Annotated in this window: 13 protein-coding genes; 4 read left to right on the top strand and 9 right to left on the bottom strand. The window is 56.5% G+C overall.

Going from position 1 to position 15,156, the window contains the following annotated elements:
- Nucleotides 1–36: 36 nt before the first annotated feature.
- Entirely contained in the window at nt 37–708 is a 672-nt protein-coding gene (locus CR46_RS0105460) for a response regulator (RefSeq protein ID WP_030070712.1), read from the top strand.
- Here the strand turns inward: CR46_RS0105460 and CR46_RS0105455 are convergent.
- The 7 genes from CR46_RS0105455 to pedF all read right to left on the bottom strand — a co-directional run bounded on the left by CR46_RS0105455 (nt 664) and on the right by pedF (nt 9,989).
- Nucleotides 664–2,886, bottom strand: coding sequence for an insulinase family protein (locus CR46_RS0105455; protein ID WP_051690117.1), 2,223 nt, complete (start codon nt 2,884–2,886; stop codon nt 664–666). The two genes, CR46_RS0105460 and CR46_RS0105455, sit on opposite strands and share 45 nt — an antisense overlap.
- On the bottom strand, nt 2,879–4,576 hold the full coding sequence (locus CR46_RS0105450) for a PAS domain-containing hybrid sensor histidine kinase/response regulator (protein WP_030070707.1): 1,698 nt from the start codon (nt 4,574–4,576) through the stop codon (nt 2,879–2,881). The genes CR46_RS0105455 and CR46_RS0105450 overlap by 8 nt, the downstream gene beginning before the upstream one ends.
- Nucleotides 4,573–5,736, bottom strand: coding sequence for an alcohol dehydrogenase-like regulatory protein ErcA (gene ercA, locus CR46_RS0105445; RefSeq protein ID WP_030070705.1), 1,164 nt, complete (start codon nt 5,734–5,736; stop codon nt 4,573–4,575). Before ercA ends, CR46_RS0105450 begins: the two co-directional genes overlap by 4 nt.
- Before the next feature lie 137 nt (nt 5,737–5,873).
- On the bottom strand, nt 5,874–7,697 hold the full coding sequence (locus CR46_RS0105440) for an alpha/beta hydrolase family protein (protein ID WP_030070703.1): 1,824 nt from the start codon (nt 7,695–7,697) through the stop codon (nt 5,874–5,876).
- A gap of 11 nt (nt 7,698–7,708) precedes the next feature.
- Complete coding sequence (locus CR46_RS0105435; RefSeq protein ID WP_030070701.1) at nt 7,709–8,653, bottom strand: quinoprotein relay system zinc metallohydrolase 1; 945 nt, start codon at nt 8,651–8,653, stop codon at nt 7,709–7,711.
- On the bottom strand, nt 8,650–9,465 hold the full coding sequence (locus CR46_RS0105430; RefSeq protein WP_030070700.1) for a quinoprotein dehydrogenase-associated SoxYZ-like carrier: 816 nt from the start codon (nt 9,463–9,465) through the stop codon (nt 8,650–8,652). The genes CR46_RS0105435 and CR46_RS0105430 overlap by 4 nt, the downstream gene beginning before the upstream one ends.
- 20 nt (nt 9,466–9,485) lie before the next feature.
- Nucleotides 9,486–9,989: a cytochrome c-550 PedF gene (pedF, locus tag CR46_RS0105425; protein ID WP_232222343.1), complete on the bottom strand. Its 504-nt coding sequence runs from the start codon at nt 9,987–9,989 to the stop codon at nt 9,486–9,488.
- Between the two features lie 378 nt (nt 9,990–10,367).
- On the opposite strand from pedF, the gene CR46_RS0105415 reads away from it, so the two are divergent.
- The 3 genes from CR46_RS0105415 (at nt 10,368) to CR46_RS0105405 (ending at nt 13,515) form a co-directional block, all read left to right on the top strand.
- The gene (locus tag CR46_RS0105415; RefSeq protein WP_232222356.1) at nt 10,368–12,152 is read left to right on the top strand and encodes a PQQ-dependent methanol/ethanol family dehydrogenase; all 1,785 of its coding nucleotides are present in this window, start codon (nt 10,368–10,370) and stop codon (nt 12,150–12,152) included.
- A gap of 72 nt (nt 12,153–12,224) precedes the next feature.
- Nucleotides 12,225–12,911, top strand: coding sequence for a pentapeptide repeat-containing protein (locus CR46_RS0105410; RefSeq protein WP_030070695.1), 687 nt, complete (start codon nt 12,225–12,227; stop codon nt 12,909–12,911).
- A 7-nt stretch (nt 12,912–12,918) separates the two neighbouring features.
- Nucleotides 12,919–13,515, top strand: a complete 597-nt coding sequence (locus CR46_RS0105405; RefSeq protein ID WP_030070693.1) for a rhodanese-like domain-containing protein — start codon at nt 12,919–12,921, stop codon at nt 13,513–13,515.
- A 53-nt stretch (nt 13,516–13,568) separates the two neighbouring features.
- Here CR46_RS0105405 and pqqE read toward each other — a convergent pair whose 3' ends face one another.
- Nucleotides 13,569–14,831 (bottom strand): pyrroloquinoline quinone biosynthesis protein PqqE, encoded by a 1,263-nt coding sequence (pqqE, locus tag CR46_RS0105400; RefSeq protein ID WP_030070690.1) that lies wholly within the window; start codon nt 14,829–14,831, stop codon nt 13,569–13,571.
- Nucleotides 14,824–15,126 (bottom strand): pyrroloquinoline quinone biosynthesis peptide chaperone PqqD, encoded by a 303-nt coding sequence (gene pqqD / locus CR46_RS0105395; protein ID WP_198023696.1) that lies wholly within the window; start codon nt 15,124–15,126, stop codon nt 14,824–14,826. The genes pqqE and pqqD overlap by 8 nt, the downstream gene beginning before the upstream one ends.
- Between the last annotated feature and the right edge of the window lie 30 nt (nt 15,127–15,156).

Below are 15,156 nucleotides of genomic sequence, written 5' to 3'. Positions count from 1 at the left end.
AAGCGGGATTTAGCTAAACCATAGGCAACCATAATAATGACAGCGACGTATAAATTTTTGATTGCCGACGATCATCCCCTGGTACGCGATGCGATAGCACGGGTGATCCGCGAAGCTTACCCAGATGCTGAGGTTATCGAGGTAGAAGACTTTGATACGGCCCTCGCACATGCTCAGCAAGATGCGGATATTGATTTAATACTGCTAGATTTAAATATGCCTGGCATGAATGGGTTAACGGGGCTTTTGCAGCTGCGTAATGAGCAACCGACGATTCCGGTAGTGATTGTCTCTGCGGAAGAGGATAAGCAGATTATTCTGCAGGCGGTTTCCTGCGGTGCGGCGGGGTTTATTACCAAATCATTGCCCCGTGACCAGATGCGCCACGCCATTGCCCAGGTGCTGGAAGGCAATATCTTTCTACCTGCTGATGCCATGCGTGCGCCGGACAGTATTCGTAAACGTCGCCATCAGGATCAAGGCTTTACCGCAGAACAACTGCGCCTGTTGACCCGCAAGCAGCTACAAGTGTTAGAGCACATGACCCGCGGTGAATCTAACAAGATGATTGCTTATCATCTCAATATTGCAGAAACCACGGTGAAAGCCCACGTGTCGGCGATTTTACGCAAGCTGGGGGTAACCAGTCGTGTACAAGCGATTTTATCCGCCAACGATATCGATTTTTCCCAGTTCCTCAATCGCTGACTCGTTAAATTGATAGTGACCAGCGCTATCCAGCCAGTGGGTTTGCCAGCGGCCAACGCTGTTTATCTGGGTAAGTAAGTCGCCAAGCGCCTGTGAATGGAGGCTTTGCTGCCCAAGCCGATGCAGTGGCTGATTGGTACCTGCCAAGAGGCTTTGCCACTGGAGAATCAGCGCAGCCAGTGGCGTTTCAGGCGGTGTTAGCGTTGGCAGGTACGTCTGCAGAACGCCATTCGACGTTTTCCAGAGGGCATCGGTGATGGCTATTAGTCTTTCCTCTATCTGTTTCATCCCTGCCGAGCCAGCATCTTTGCTGGTTTGTACGACATAGCCAAGTGAGCAAGGCGCGCCGTCGCCCCTGCGAACTGCCGCCACATAGCCCAAGTGATGGTCGTAGCGTGCCTGCTGAAAAAAAGCCGCGCTTTGATGCTGCTCCGCAAGTGCCAATAGCAATCGCTGGCTGGGAGTGCCCGGTAGGCTCAGTGTCCGCATGATGGCGGTGCTGGATGGTAAGTCGGCGAGAGAAGCCTGCACCGTGTGTTTTTCAATGCGGCTCGCCAAATTCGCTAGTGCGTTGCAAACGACAGCGACCTCTGTGCCATGGGAAACCCATAGTGCAGGCGTGGCTGGCAGCGGCGCTAAGCGCTGAACCAATTGCTGAGCCAGCAGCCCTTCATGAGCGTTGGGGGCGGCTAATGTGGCTTTTTTTAATAGCGCCACCATAGCGTGATTGGCTTGACTACCCATCACTATTACCCAACTACCATGGGGCGAGCTCTCTTGCTTGAAGACAATGCCCTGAAGCGCCAGACGCTGAGCGGTGAGCGGGCTGGGGACAATCATTGCCCCCGGCACAAAGCAGGCCGCCCAGGCGTTATCGGCGAGTGCACCGAAATCCTCATCAACAGCGTACTGACCGCACCAACACTGCACGGTGTGTAAAGGCGTTGGGGAAGCATCAACAGCGCGAGGTGAAGCCGGTGTAGGCGCGTTACCGATTAGCCAACGGGCGTTGCCAGCGGCGAACGGGCTTGTGGCAGGTTGATGTTCAGAGGGCGGCGTAGCGAAACGACGAGCAAGCGCTTGGCGGCGGGCGTGGGTAAACCAAGCAGGGGCTAACTGCACCGTATCAGCGGGTGGCTGCCAAATAGTGTCGTGATCGTTAGGTGTTGTCCCGTGCAGGGTTGTGAAGAAGGTTGCTAAGCGCTCACTTAGAGCAGCCGCAAGGGCTTTCACCTGTTCCTGTGTTGCAGTGCCACTTAACAGTAAGCTAAAGGCGTCTGTCGCCCCGCTGGGGGCCAGAGTTGCGCGGTAGTCGGTAATCGAATCAGGAAATTGTTCTACAAAATAGCCTTGCTGTACCGAATCAGCTAAGCCGCTAAGGGCGATAAGCTGATGACGTGCAATGGCCGATGGCAACGGCCACAGTAGCTCAACGGTATTGCCCGTACTGGCTACCTTCGCGCTGAGCTGGCGGCTCCAACGGGGCGCAATGGCAAGCGAAGGAGCGTTGGGTGGTGATGGACTAAACCGCGCTGCCATGTGTTGGGCAAGGCGCGTCATATCTACCATCTCCCAGGCGCTGATAATGGCGATGCTAACGCGGCCGCCATGGTAATAGGCGCGATGAAGCGTGGTGAGCGCTTCAAGTAGCAGCGCCGTGTCACTGCCTAGGGTTTGCGCGTTGCCATGGCGGCAGCCTGCACCAACATGCTGTGGGTCAGCAAGTGCCGCGAGGGCATCCAGACGTTGCATTTGGGCGCTGTTCTGACGGGCGTTCCACTCGGCATCGATCGCCGCCACTTCAGCGCGAATAGTCGATAAGGGCAGCGGTGGCCTAGCGAGCTGACGGGCAACGGTGAGCGCCGCTGCTTCTAGTTTGTTTGCTGGTATCGAGAAGTGCACATCAGTGATGTAGTCATCAGTATGGGCATTCAGGCTGCCCTGGTGCTGGGCAAACCAAGTGAGCAGGCTGATGTTAGAAGAGGCTTCCAGCGGCGCTGTGGTCAGCACGTGCTCTAACAGGTGGGCCAGCCCAGGCAGAGCGGGTGGCTCATCCAAATAGCCTGCCGCAATGGCGATACTGACATGAGCGCGGGTTAACTGGGGCGCGTAGGCTAGCACTCCCTGCACCCCGTTAGGCAGGGAGATACAGGCTTGTTGGAAACTGAGCTTAGCCATTGAGCAGGCTACGCAGCAGCGCGCGCAGTTTGCCGGGGCGTACCGGCTTGTTTAACTGCGGAACGCCTGCATGACGCAGCCGCCTCTGCCAGTGGTCAGAGCGGTCGGCACTGAGAATAGCCGCTGGCAAGTGCGGGTCGTGCCAGTGCTGACGAAGTTGGCGAATAGCCTCTAGGCCAGTGACGTTATCATCTAGATGCAGGTCAACTAACAGCATATCCGGTGCCTCCTGGCAGGCTTTAGCGGTATCGACATCCAGGGCAGTATCGCAACTGATTTTCCATTCACTTAACAGCAGCGCCATGCCTTGCAAAATTGTTGGCTCGTTATCTAGGATCAGCACGCGCAGCCCTTCAAACTCATCGTCAGCGGAGAGCGGCGCGCTGGGGGCTGGGGCTTGGCTAAAGGAAATGCCACTGGCACGGGGCACCGTAATAGCAAAGCAGGAGCCTTGGCCGGGTGCAGAGCGCACCGAGAGTGGGTGCTCAAGGCGTTGGCTAATTCGCTCCACAATGGCAAGCCCTAAGCCCACACCCTGGCGATCACGGGCGCGGGTGGCGTTGAGTTGATGAAACTCGCGAAAAATAAGCTGGTAGTCACTTTCGGGAATACCAATACCGCTATCAACCACCTGCACGGCCAGGCTATCGTCACTATGGCGGCGGACACCCAGGCAGATCCCGCCACGCTGGGTATAGCGGCAGGCGTTAGCCAGAAAGTTGCGCACAATGCGGCTGAGTAGATAAGGGTCGCTGGTCACCGCTTGATGAGAAGGCACATAGCGCAACGTTAGCCCTTTACGTTGCGCCACCGGGGTAAATTCATCAGCCAAGTTGCTGAGGATATCGTCGAGCTTAAAGTGGCGTAGCTGAGGTTGCACCTGACCGTGGTCCAGGCGGGAGATATCAAGCAGATCGGAAAGTATTGCTTCGGCACCTTCCAGTGAGTTTTGCACACTCTCAACCAAAGCCAGATTCTCGCTATCGGTCAGCCGCTCCTGTAGCGAGGCCACCAGTAAGCGCGCAGCATTCATGGGTTGCAGCAGGTCATGGCTAGCGGCGGCTAGATAGCGGTCTTTACTTTGATTAGCAAACTCTGCCGCATCACGGGCGCTTCTAAGCTCCTCGTTGAGCCGCTCAAGCGCTTGAGTGCGTTCAACGACGCGTGCCTCTAGATGGGCGTTGAGGGTTTCTAAATGCTGTCGCGCTCGCTCGCGCTCGGTAATATCCGCTACAAACCCTTCGATCAGGTCTTCGTCCCCGACAAGCTCGGCGGGCTTACGTATTAGTGTAATTGCTACGGGCACCTGATGACCGGAGGCACCTTGCAGCCAGGTGGTTTGACCCGTTACGTGTCCTTGCGTGAGTAGCAGGTCGCGCAGCTGTTGCCCTGTAGACGTGTTAACAAATAGCGCATCAAAGCGCGCGCAGCGTTCGAGCGTATGCGCCACGCTACTATCATCGAGCATAGCGGCAAGCGCTGGGTTGGCGGCGCGCAGCTTGCCGGAAAGCGACGCCTGGAAAATTCCGTGTAGCGCGTTTTCAAATAGCCACTTGTAGCGGTTGCGTTCAACCTCCAGCTCTTCTAAACGCACGGAAAGCTCGCGGTAGTAGCTTTTACGCGCCGACTGCTGGCCTAGCCCGAGCAGGTCGCTGACCGAAAAGCCCGAAGGGTCGCTGGCTTTTTTCATAGTGCCTCTTCGTAGACCACTGCCACGTCACGTGAGTTGGAGCGACGAGGGTTAGTCAGAATGCAGGGATCGCCCAGCGCATGGTTGGTGAGAAAGGGCACATCGCTGCGTGAGACGCCCATTACGCCAAGGGTCCCGCCCAGTCCAACCGCATGCTTTAAATCGACTAAGTACGTAAATAGCGCCTGTTTAACCTGTTGCTGTGTTAGCCCTCGGCAGTCGATGCCAACGGCGTCGGCAACTCGTTTAAAACGATCCGGAGCGGCTTCGTAGTTATAAGCCACCACATGCTCTAACAGCATGGCGTTACACAGGCCGTGGGGTAAATCTAAGAAGCCCCCCAAGCTATGGGACATCGCGTGTACTGCGCCTAAAATCGCATTAGAAAACGCCAGCCCTGCTTGCATGCTGCCCAGCATTACTTGGGCACGCAGCTCGCCATCGGTTGGGTTAGCCACCAGTGCTTCAAGATGGCTGCTGATTAAGCGCATGGCCTCTAAGGCGTGGGCATCAGTGAGAGGGCCGCTGCCGGTTGAAACAAACGCTTCGATAGCATGCACCAGCGCGTCGATTCCAGTACACGCGGTGAGATAGGGCGACATGGTCATGGTGACCTCAGGATCGATCAGCGATACATCCGGCACCACGGCCTTGCTGATGATTGAGAATTTCATGCGTCGCTGCTGGTCGGAAATAATCGCAAACTGGGAAATATCCGCCGAGGTGCCCGCCGTTGAGGGAATAAAGATCAGCGGCGGAATGGGCACGCGAATCGTATCAACTCCCTCAAAATCAAGAATGTGGCCGCCGTGGGCGGTGACAATGCCAATGCCTTTGGCGCAGTCCATGGGGCTGCCGCCGCCTACCGCCACAATCGCTTTGCAGCCGGTTTCACGGTAAATCTCGGCACCGGCCATAATCTCATCGACCCGTGGATTGGGTGATACGGCGGTAAAGCGCTCAACGGCAATGTTGGCTTCCAGCAACTTGGCTTCAATATCGGCGACCCAACCCGCCAGCAGCACGCCGGGGTCGGAGACCAGTAGCACCTTTTCTGCGCCGAAGGTGGTGACATAGTTGCCTGCAGCGTGGCGCGCCCCGTCGCCAAAAATAATTTCAGGAGCGACAAACTTACGTAGTTGCGTGAGCGGTGAGGTCATGGGGCGGTCTCGTTTATAGTTATTAACCATTATCTTAAGCACCTTAGGGGGTTGTTGCGCTACGACCTTGGTGCTGTCGCGGGGTATAAGGCACGCTGTTGATGTACGTGCGATTAGAAATGCTGTTGAAAACGTAATTAAAAATGCTGATAAAAGGCCAGCTCGCGGGCCAGCATGGTTTGGCGAGCGCTAGGATGGCGAATGCCGTGGCGTTCGTTATCAAACAGCAGCGTTTGCGCTTCGCCACCATGCTGCTCAATATGTCGCGCCATGGCGTGTGTCTGCTCCGGTACTACTACGGCGTCTTTACCACCCTGAATAAACAGCGCCTGAATAGGTCTTGTGCACAGGCTAATCTTATAGGCAGGGCTGCGCTGAGCTAGCAGGGCGTCATCGCCGATTAGCCAGCCCAGATAGCCGGACTCAAAGCGGTGGGTTTGTGCCGCTAGGGTGAGCGCATTGGTGACCCCGTACAGGCTGGTGGCCGCAGCAAATAGCGGTGTGGCCGCTAGGGCATTGAGGGCAGTAAAGCCGCCCGCGCTTTGGCCGCGAATAAAGCAGCGCGCTGTGTCAATCGCAAAGCGTGCGCAAACGGCGTTTACCAGTGCAATCACATCCTCGGTATCGCTGACGCCCCACTGGCCGGCTAAACATTCACGGTAGCGGCGACCAAAATTGCCGCTTCCACGGGGGTTGATATCTAAAACGTGAAAGCCCTGCTGCTGCCAATAGGCCACCAGCGGATCGTAGATGGGGTAGGTGGCGGCGGTTGGTCCGCCGTGAACGCGCACAATCAGCGGTACAGCGGGGCTAGCTGAGGCTGAGTAGAAAAAGCCGTGAACCGTTTCGCCTTTATTACCAACCGGCGCTTCAAGCCACTGGGCGGTGGCAGGTGCTTTTGCGATTACGCTACCCGTTGAGTTTGCGCTATCCACTGAGTGTGCGTTACCCACTGAGTTTGCGTTACCCACGATGTTACCCACTAAGTATCTGCGTGAGCCATTTTCGTTGAACCGTATAAGCTGGGCGCCGCTGGTGGCGCTTTGCACGATGGCGTAATCGCCGTGTTGTGCCAGCGTGATGCTTGCCACGCGGCCGGGGTCGGGTAGCAGTGCTTCCACCTGCTTGCCGGTACGGCGGTATAGCTGCGCTGCACCCTGGTGCAGTTGGCAGTAAACCTGCCGATTGTATCGCCAAGCGTGCTGGCGCTCACCGAGCTGCCATGGCGTGGTGACGTGATCAACAGGGGCGCTGCTTAGGCACATGGGGGAGGCCAGATTAACCTGCCAGGGTTGCCACCAGCCATCATGATCGCTCATGCAGATCAACGCGTTGTGCGGGCCAAACTGTGGCTGACTAATCGCTGCGCCGAAGTCCCAGCTTTCAAAGGCTTGAAGCGTACCGTCGGCTGCGATGTTTGCGAAGTGCAACTGACTACGCTGCCACGGCATATAAGGCAGTGACCAGCTCACCCACGCTAGATAGTTACCATCATCGCTTATTATCGGCGCGCCGTAGAAGTCGGCACCTTCTGCCAATACCTGCCGATCGCTATCAGTGACGGCGACCAGCCGCTGACCGTGGGCATCTTCCTCAACCGCTAATACACGCTGGCGCTTAGGGTCGGCGCACAGCCCACCGTAGGCGGTTTGCGGGCGCTGTTGCCAGCAGTAGCTTGTACCGTGGCAGCCGAGCTGCATGATGGCTTGGTCGTGCTGACGCACCCATACGACGCCCCCTAGCAGTGGCGTGTAGCTGCCACCACCGTACTGGTTCACGCGGCTACTCACAGCCTCTTCTATAACACAGTGCGGCGGCTCATTGCTGTTAGCTCGCCACTGCCAAAGCTGCATGTCGCCCGTTTGCGGGCAGCGAGACAGCCAGTAAACCGTCTGGGCGTCGCTGTGCAGTTCGCTCAGGGTGTCGCAGGGCTCGGCAGCCTCTGCCAGGGTAAGCAGCATAGGCATGCTCCTTATTGTGGGGCGCCCCACAGCAATCGTGCTTCATAGCGTGGGTAAAGTTGCATCACGCTGCGGGTAAACTCGTATTCGGCGAGTGCGATGGTGCTAAACGTGTCAGGTAGTTCAACAGCCAAGGCGTGATTGGCACCCAACCCTTCGCTAGCCACGTCACTGAGGCGCTGGTCTAGCCATTCAAGGTAATCAATGGTTTGGTCAATGATTGTTGCGGACGGTGCGCTGGGGCCATGGCCGGGCACGGCAATGGTGGCGTTGAGCGTGCGCAGGTCGTGTAGTTCTTCTTGCCACTGTTGAAGGCCTGGGGTGTGAGCGGTAGCGGCAGCGCGTTGGTAGAAGCCCATGTCGCCCATAAACAGCACGCCGGTGGTGTGATCCATAATCACCAAGTCTCCACCGCTATGGCCGCTCATGGCATATAGGGTGAGTGGATAGCTGCCCAGCGTTATATCACCGGCCTCAATCACCTCGGGTAGGGCAACAGACGAGCGTTCCAAGCTGCGCCCGGTCAGCCGCTCGACGTTGTCGATCAGCGCGTCTGTGTCGCGAGTCATCAGGTCGCGGGTCGTGGCCAGAGTGAGGTGCTGCGCCTTGTCAAAGGCGGTATTGCCAAAAAAGTGGTCGGGGTGGTGGTGGGTATTCAACACCCAGCGGACGGGGTTGGAGGTGTGCTGAGCAATCAGCGTTTTGAGTGACTCGCCAAAGTGTGGGCTGCTGCCGCTGTCGATGAGAATGACGCCGTTGGGCGTAGCAATAAACGCCTGGTTGCCAATATGGCCACAGTTGCTGGTAGAAAGCTCTTCTTTTACGCCTTCCACTATCCAGGTGTTTTCCGCGACCAGCTGCGCCACTAGCGGACGTTCGCAGAACATTACCGGTTCGCTAGCCAACAGCGGTGGGGCTAGCAGTGCCGCTAGGCTAGTTAAGAAGGGCGCTTTCATGGCTGCAGGCCAATGGAAAAACGATTGCCGTTGTTATCCCGCGCACCAATCACATAGCCGCCCGGCGAGGGGCGCATATGCAGCCCTAAGGTGGGATTAGCGCTTACCGAGGCGTCGATATCCAGGGCGGCCACTTGCTCGCCCTGCTGATCCAACAGTTCAAACGACTGCACATAAAAGGCTGGTTGGCTGGGAATCAAGCCGCTGTCCATAGGATGGGAAAGACGCACCCGCAGTCGCTGTTCGCCCTCATTAGCAAACAACCGCCCCTGCAGCTCGCCGAAGGTGTTTTCCCAGTCGGTGTCTGCGCTGGCAATGCCGGGGGTGGTGCAGCCGCCGCCTTCCGCTTCAATATAGGTGCCGCCCACATGCCAAGTGTCTCCCTGCTTCACCGCGACGCGCACCGCGGAGGCTTGTTCCAAGCGGATATTTAACGATAGCTTGGCTAAGCCGTGGCTCATCGGGGAGTAGCGGAACAGGCGGGGAATCGGGTTGAGATCCACCCAGGCAATAATGTCAGTGATTGGCTCGCCGCTGGCTTCTAAGGCGCTGGCGTCTAGCTCAATGGGTACTTGTCCTGAGTCTTCAGCGAACCCTGGTGCGTTCACGATGACTCGCTCGTCAAACACCACGGGGGCGTCGCCTAGAAAGCGCTCGCGGTAGACAGGCCACATAAAGGAGTTCAGCGGGTCCTTTTCAGCCGTATTCTCGGTAGCCAGCGCGCTGGGCGGCAACATAACGACTAACCAACTAAGCGCAGCAAGAAACGCGGCAAACCGTTGTAACGTGATTAGGGGGGATAGGGTTGCCATGGTGCCTCCCAGCGTGAGGGTTATTGTCCGGTAGTTTCCATACTGACCGTCTCCAGCCACGTACGAATGGCCCACAATCCTTCTTGGCTAACGTAGTCAGACATACGCGGCATTAGCACACGGCCGTTGCGCTCGGCACCATTGGTGACCAGCTCTTTGAACCACTCATCGCCCCATGCGCCGTTCTCCAACTCGCGCAGGTCCGGGGCGATGCCGCCGGATTTTGCCTCTAGCCCATGGCAAGCGGCGCAGTTGCTGTTGTAAGCGCGGGCACCAATATCGATGGCTAGCTCTTGCTGGGGGTGGTCACGGTAGGGGTTCTCTTCCCGCCAATCGTCGCCCAAGCGTTCGAGGTCTTTAATGTCAACGGCTTGAGGAGTCACGCTGCCGTGAGACCAAGCCAGTGGTGACGCCAGTAGCGCCGCAAGGGCGATAGCGCCCACTTGACTGCTGAGGCGTAAGTGCGTTTTTGCTAAGACGGTTTTTTTAAGGGCGGTTTTTGTAATGGTTTTTGTAATGGTCATGGGAAATGCTCCTCAGGGGATCAAATTATCGTCACTGGAGTGAGCATAGGCAGGCAGGCTTTCCGAACCTATAGCACCTTAGGCATCGCTGGGCTCCTCCTTTGGAAGTAGTGCTAAATCAGGATGAGAACGCGACTGGAGGGGTAGGTTGGTTTGTTATCCGAGCTTCTAAGCTGAGCTTAGTCTTGCTGGCACCACGCAAGCAGCAGCTTGGCCGCTTTGCAGCCATTGCATTGTGATCATTACTCGGATGGAAAACCCATGACATACGCTATCAATAACAACACGTCAGTCCGCAAAATTTCGTGGCCCTTTCGCCTGCGTACACTCACCGCCGCCGTTGCTTACGCCTCTGCCTTAGGCGTTGGGGGTGTTGCGATGACAGCCCACGCCAGCGAGGTGACCTGGGACGATATTCTCAACGACCATAACAACACTGAAACGGTGTTGATGTATGGTATGGGCGTGAAAGCACAGCGCTATAGCCCGCTTAATCAAATTAACGCAGATAATGTCGAGATGCTGACCCCTGCGTGGTCTCACTCGTTTGGCGATGAAATGCAGCGTGGCCAAGAGTCTCAGGCCCTGATCCATGAAGGCGTTATTTATGTCACCGGCTCCTACTCACGTATTTTTGCCATAGATGCGCGTACCGGCCAGCGGTTGTGGTCTTACAATCATCGCCTGCCCAGCGATATTCGCCCCTGCTGTGACGTGGTGAACCGCGGTGCGGCCATCTATGGTGATAAAGTATTCTTCGGTACGTTGGATGCTGGCATCGTGGCGCTGAATAAAGATACCGGTGACGTGGTGTGGCGCGAACGCTTTGGTGACCACCGTGCGGGCTACACCATGACCGGTGCGCCAACGATTGTAGAAGATAGCGAAACAGGTCGCGTGTTGCTGATTCATGGCTCTTCGGGGGATGAGTTTGGCATTGTGGGTAAGCTGTATGCCCGCGATCCGGAAACCGGCGAAGAGATTTGGATGCGGCCCTTTGTTGAAGGCCACATGGGACGTTTGAACGGTGAAGAGAGCACTCCGACAGGTGATGCCAACGCGCCTTCCTGGCCCGATGACCCCGATAGCGAAACCGGCAAAGTACAAGCCTGGAGCCAAGGTGGTGGCGCACCATGGCAGAGCGCCAGTTTCGACCCTGACACCAATACTATCATCATTGGCGCCGGTAACCCCGCTCCCTGGAACGGTTGGGCACGTACTTCAGAAGATGGTGACCCGTCTGACTACGACAGCCTCTATACTTCGGGTCAGCTGGGTATTGACCCTTCGACCGGCGAAGTGAAGTGGTTCTATCAGCACACGCCCAACGACACCTGGGACTTCTCGGGTAATAACGAAATCGTCTTGTTCGAGTACGAAGATGAGAATGGCCAAACGGTGAATGCAGGTGCTCACGCTGACCGTAATGGCTTCTTCTATGTCACTGATCGGACCAACGGCGAGCTTATCAACGCCTTCCCGTTTGTCGATAACATTACCTGGGCCACCCACATTGACCTGGAAACCGGCCGTCCCGTTGAGGCTGAAGGCCAGCGACCACCGCGTTTGGAAGAGGGACAAACACGCTCTGAACCAGTCGAAGTTTCACCGCCATTCTTGGGTGGTAAAAACTGGAACCCGATGGCTTATAGCGAAGATACAGGGCTGTTCTATGTGCCGGGTAACCACTGGAAAGAAGATTACTGGACTGAGGAAGTTGAGTACGTGGAAGGCGCGGCCTACTTAGGTATGGGCTTCCGCATTAAGCGTATGTACGACGACCACGTCGGTATTCTGCGCGCTGTTGATCCGGTGACTGGCGAGTACGCTTGGGAGCATAAAGAACCCATGCCGCTATGGGCAGGCGTGCTAGCGACCCACGGTGATTTGGTGTTTACCGGCACAGGTGATGGCTACTTCAAAGCCTTCCACGCTGAAACCGGTGAAGAGCTTTGGAAGTTCCAGGTAGGCACCGGCATCATTTCACCACCGGTAACTTGGGAAATGGATGGTGAACAGTACATTGGTGTTACCGCCGGTTATGGCGGCGCGGTTCCTCTCTGGGGTGGTGATATGGCTGAACTGACGCGGCCGATTGCTCAGGGTGGTTCGTTCTGGGTCTTCAAGCTGCCATCTTTCGTTCAAGATCTGGCTAATCGTTAAGTTATTGACACCTCTTGGGCGGCCTTTGCCGCCCTTTTTTGAATAACATTAACGGTAATGGAGAGAACAATAATGATAACGCGTAATGCTCTACCTATATTAAGCCGCCAAGCAACGGCGATTTTTCTCTGTCTGAGCGCGATAGGCAGTGTTGTTGCCGACGATTATGTTGAAGAGTATCAACCGCCAGTACATAACGGCTGTGAGCTGGTCCCAGGTGCTCAGTGCGCCAATATGGATTTATCGGGCGGCGACTTTTCTAACCTTGACCTACAGGGCGCTAACTTTGCGGGCAGTAACCTAGAAGGCGCTGATTTCCGCCACAGCAACCTACGCAGCGTTGATTTTGAAGGCGCATCGTTGCGCTATGCCAACCTCAATCGCGCGCGTATGCCTAGCACTCATTTACGCGGTGCTGATCTTTCCCATGCCAGTTTGGTCGGGTTGGATAGCTGGAGTATCTATGCCCAGGGCGCAACGTTTGACCATGCTGATTTGACTGGCGCTAACCTGGAGTTTGCCCGGCTTTCTGGAGCTAGCATGCAGGGAGCGACGCTGATGGGCAGCAACCTGGAAATGGCCTGGATGAATAAGGTCAACCTGATTGGAGCGGATTTGCGCGATGCTAATCTGCAAGAAGCCAAAATGAACATCGCGCGCCTCAATGATGCGGATATGACCGGTGCACGCATCCACTACGGAAACTTCCAAATGGCCCAAATGGAGGGCTGTACCGCCTGCCCGTTTGATTGGGAGTAAGGTCACCATGTTGACGCAATCTCCGGCGCACTCTGTGCGCCGCTATATGCTCTGTGTGGCGTGGGCAGCGGGTGTATTCAGTGGAGCGGCACACGCTGAAGCGCCCTCAGCGGCATTTAACCAAGAAGGCTACCGCTTGCCGCCTTTCAAAGCGCCCGTAACCGCACCGCTACCAGGGGTGACCACGTTAGATGACCATGCTTTTCAAGCGCTGCTGGAATCGCCGCCAGTGATTCTGGTGGATGTCTATGCGCTGCCTTGGCATAACGGCCTTTTTCTGCAGGATAGTGCGCATTTAACGATCCCAGGGAGTATTTGGCTGCCTAATGTGGGCGCGGCTAGTTTGGAAGAGGAGTGGCATGATTATTTTAAGACAACGCTAGATGCACAGCGTGAGCGCGCTGAAGCCGCGCCGCTGGTGTTTTTCTGCCGTGCTGACTGCTGGCTTTCCTGGAACGCTGCACGGCGCGCCGAGGCAATGGGCTATGAAGAGCTCTATTGGTACCCAAAGGGGGTGGATGGCTGGCAAGCGAGCGGACATTCGTTAGCAGCCGTTTGCCCGCAGCTGCCCGCTCATGCTGAGCGAGCCACCTGCGAGCCTTAATAGGTTTGTAACTATTAACCAGGTTTGTTACGGATAGTTACGGATAAATAGATTTACTGCCGATAAATCAGCTCGAGTGGTTGGCGGGGCGAAGGCGCTGCCAAGCCGCTCTGACTCAAGCCACTCTGACTTTCAGCCTGACCCTGCAACTGCTTTGTTTGCAACTGCTTTGACTGGCGAGCATTGCGGGGTATCAGGGTCGCTTGATCAGAAGTGATTGTGGCATTTTCTGTGATCAGGCTCTCTAACAACCCATGCTGAGGAGAGTGCTGGCACACGGGGTCAGTGGCGTTCATATCGCCGGTTAACAAATAAGCTTGGCAGCGGCAGCCGCCATGGTCTTTATCGCGATCGTCGCACTGTTGGCAAAGCGTCGGCATCCACTGGGTGCCGCGAAAACGGTTGAAGGCATCGCTTTGGTACCAAATGTCCTGCAGTGATGTCTCTTTGACGTTGGGAAACGCCATCGGCAGCTCCCTGGCGCTATGGCAGGGCAATACGGCGCCATCTGGAGCAACGGTCATAAAAATACTGCCCCAACCACCCATGCACGCTTTAGGCGCTTGCTCAAAGTAGTCCGGCACCACAAACAGCAATGACATATCGCGGCCACGCGCCGCGAGTGTTTCACGCCAGCGGTTGGTTTCCGCTTCGGCACGTATCAGCTGTTCACGGGTGGGCATCAGCGCTTGACGGTTCAAAAACGCCCAGCCGTAATATTGGCAGTTGGCCAGTTCAACCGCATCTGCGCCTAGCTCATCGCAAAGCGCAATCAGGTCGCCAATTTGATCGATATTGTGCCGATGCAGCACCACGTTCAACACCATGGGGTAGCCTGCCGATTTGACGGCTTTGGCCATCGCCAGCTTGTTGGCGTGAGCCTTGGCAGAGCCTGCCAGTGCCTGGGCCAGTTCGGGGTCGGCGGCTTGCAGGCTAATCTGGATATGATCCAGACCTGCTTCTGCCAGGGCGTCTACCCGCTGGGCAGTCAGCCCCACTCCGGAGGTCAGCAGGTTGGTATAAAAGCCAAGCGTGCGTGCTTCGCTTACTAGCGCTTCCAGGTCTTGGCGAATCAGCGGCTCGCCGCCGGAAAACCCCAGCTGAGCCGCCCCCATGGCCCTGGCTTGGCGCAGTACGCTAAACCACGCGTCGGTATCCAACTCGTTTTGGTAGCGGGTAAAGGCCAGCGGGTTAGAGCAGTAAGCGCACTGCAGCGGGCAGCGGTAGGTGAGTTCCGCCAGCAGCCATAGTGGCGGTGAGGTCGCTTCAGCGGCTGGGTTGGCTGAATGTTGATTGAGCAAGTTTTTATTAGCCACAATGCACCTCCTTCATGGCTAGCCAGCCGTTGCTGCGGGCTTCATCGATAAACTGCACGACGTCGTCTGCTAAGGTCTCTGCGCCTGGGTAGCGTTGCTGTAGGGTGGCGATAATGTCGCCGATAGTTTGCTGGCCGTCGACCTGTTCAAGAATCGCGCCGGCAGTCGCGCTGAGCTTGACCATGCCCTCGGGGTAGAGAATAACGTGGCAGCCCTGAATGGCTTCCCACTGTAAGCGCCAGCCGCGTCGCAGCTGGTAAATATCGTGATGTGACATGGCGAGTTGCTGTGACATGGTGAATTCCCCAACGCTGGTCGATCATGG

This window comes from Vreelandella neptunia (genome assembly GCF_000712975.1).
Taxonomy (GTDB): domain Bacteria; phylum Pseudomonadota; class Gammaproteobacteria; order Pseudomonadales; family Halomonadaceae; genus Vreelandella; species Vreelandella qaidamensis.
This window is presented reverse-complemented; position numbering and strand designations above follow the sequence as displayed.

Excerpts from the sequence above, each read along its gene's own strand:
- CR46_RS0105440 (WP_030070703.1), bottom strand. The coding sequence starts at position 7,697 with ATGCTGCTTACCCTGGCAGAGGCTGCCGAGCCCTGCGACACCCTGAGC.
- CR46_RS0105415 (WP_232222356.1), top strand. The coding sequence starts at position 10,368 with ATGACAGCCCACGCCAGCGAGGTGACCTGGGACGATATTCTCAACGAC.
- pqqD (WP_198023696.1), bottom strand. The coding sequence starts at position 15,126 with ATGTCACAGCAACTCGCCATGTCACATCACGATATTTACCAGCTGCGA.
- CR46_RS0105455 (WP_051690117.1), bottom strand. The coding sequence starts at position 2,886 with ATGGCTAAGCTCAGTTTCCAACAAGCCTGTATCTCCCTGCCTAACGGG.
- CR46_RS0105450 (WP_030070707.1), bottom strand. The coding sequence starts at position 4,576 with ATGAAAAAAGCCAGCGACCCTTCGGGCTTTTCGGTCAGCGACCTGCTC.
- CR46_RS0105460 (WP_030070712.1), top strand. The coding sequence starts at position 37 with ATGACAGCGACGTATAAATTTTTGATTGCCGACGATCATCCCCTGGTA.
- CR46_RS0105430 (WP_030070700.1), bottom strand. The coding sequence starts at position 9,465 with ATGGCAACCCTATCCCCCCTAATCACGTTACAACGGTTTGCCGCGTTT.
- CR46_RS0105435 (WP_030070701.1), bottom strand. The coding sequence starts at position 8,653 with ATGAAAGCGCCCTTCTTAACTAGCCTAGCGGCACTGCTAGCCCCACCG.
- CR46_RS0105410 (WP_030070695.1), top strand. The coding sequence starts at position 12,225 with ATGATAACGCGTAATGCTCTACCTATATTAAGCCGCCAAGCAACGGCG.
- CR46_RS0105405 (WP_030070693.1), top strand. The coding sequence starts at position 12,919 with ATGTTGACGCAATCTCCGGCGCACTCTGTGCGCCGCTATATGCTCTGT.
- pedF (WP_232222343.1), bottom strand. The coding sequence starts at position 9,989 with ATGACCATTACAAAAACCATTACAAAAACCGCCCTTAAAAAAACCGTC.
- ercA (WP_030070705.1), bottom strand. The coding sequence starts at position 5,736 with ATGACCTCACCGCTCACGCAACTACGTAAGTTTGTCGCTCCTGAAATT.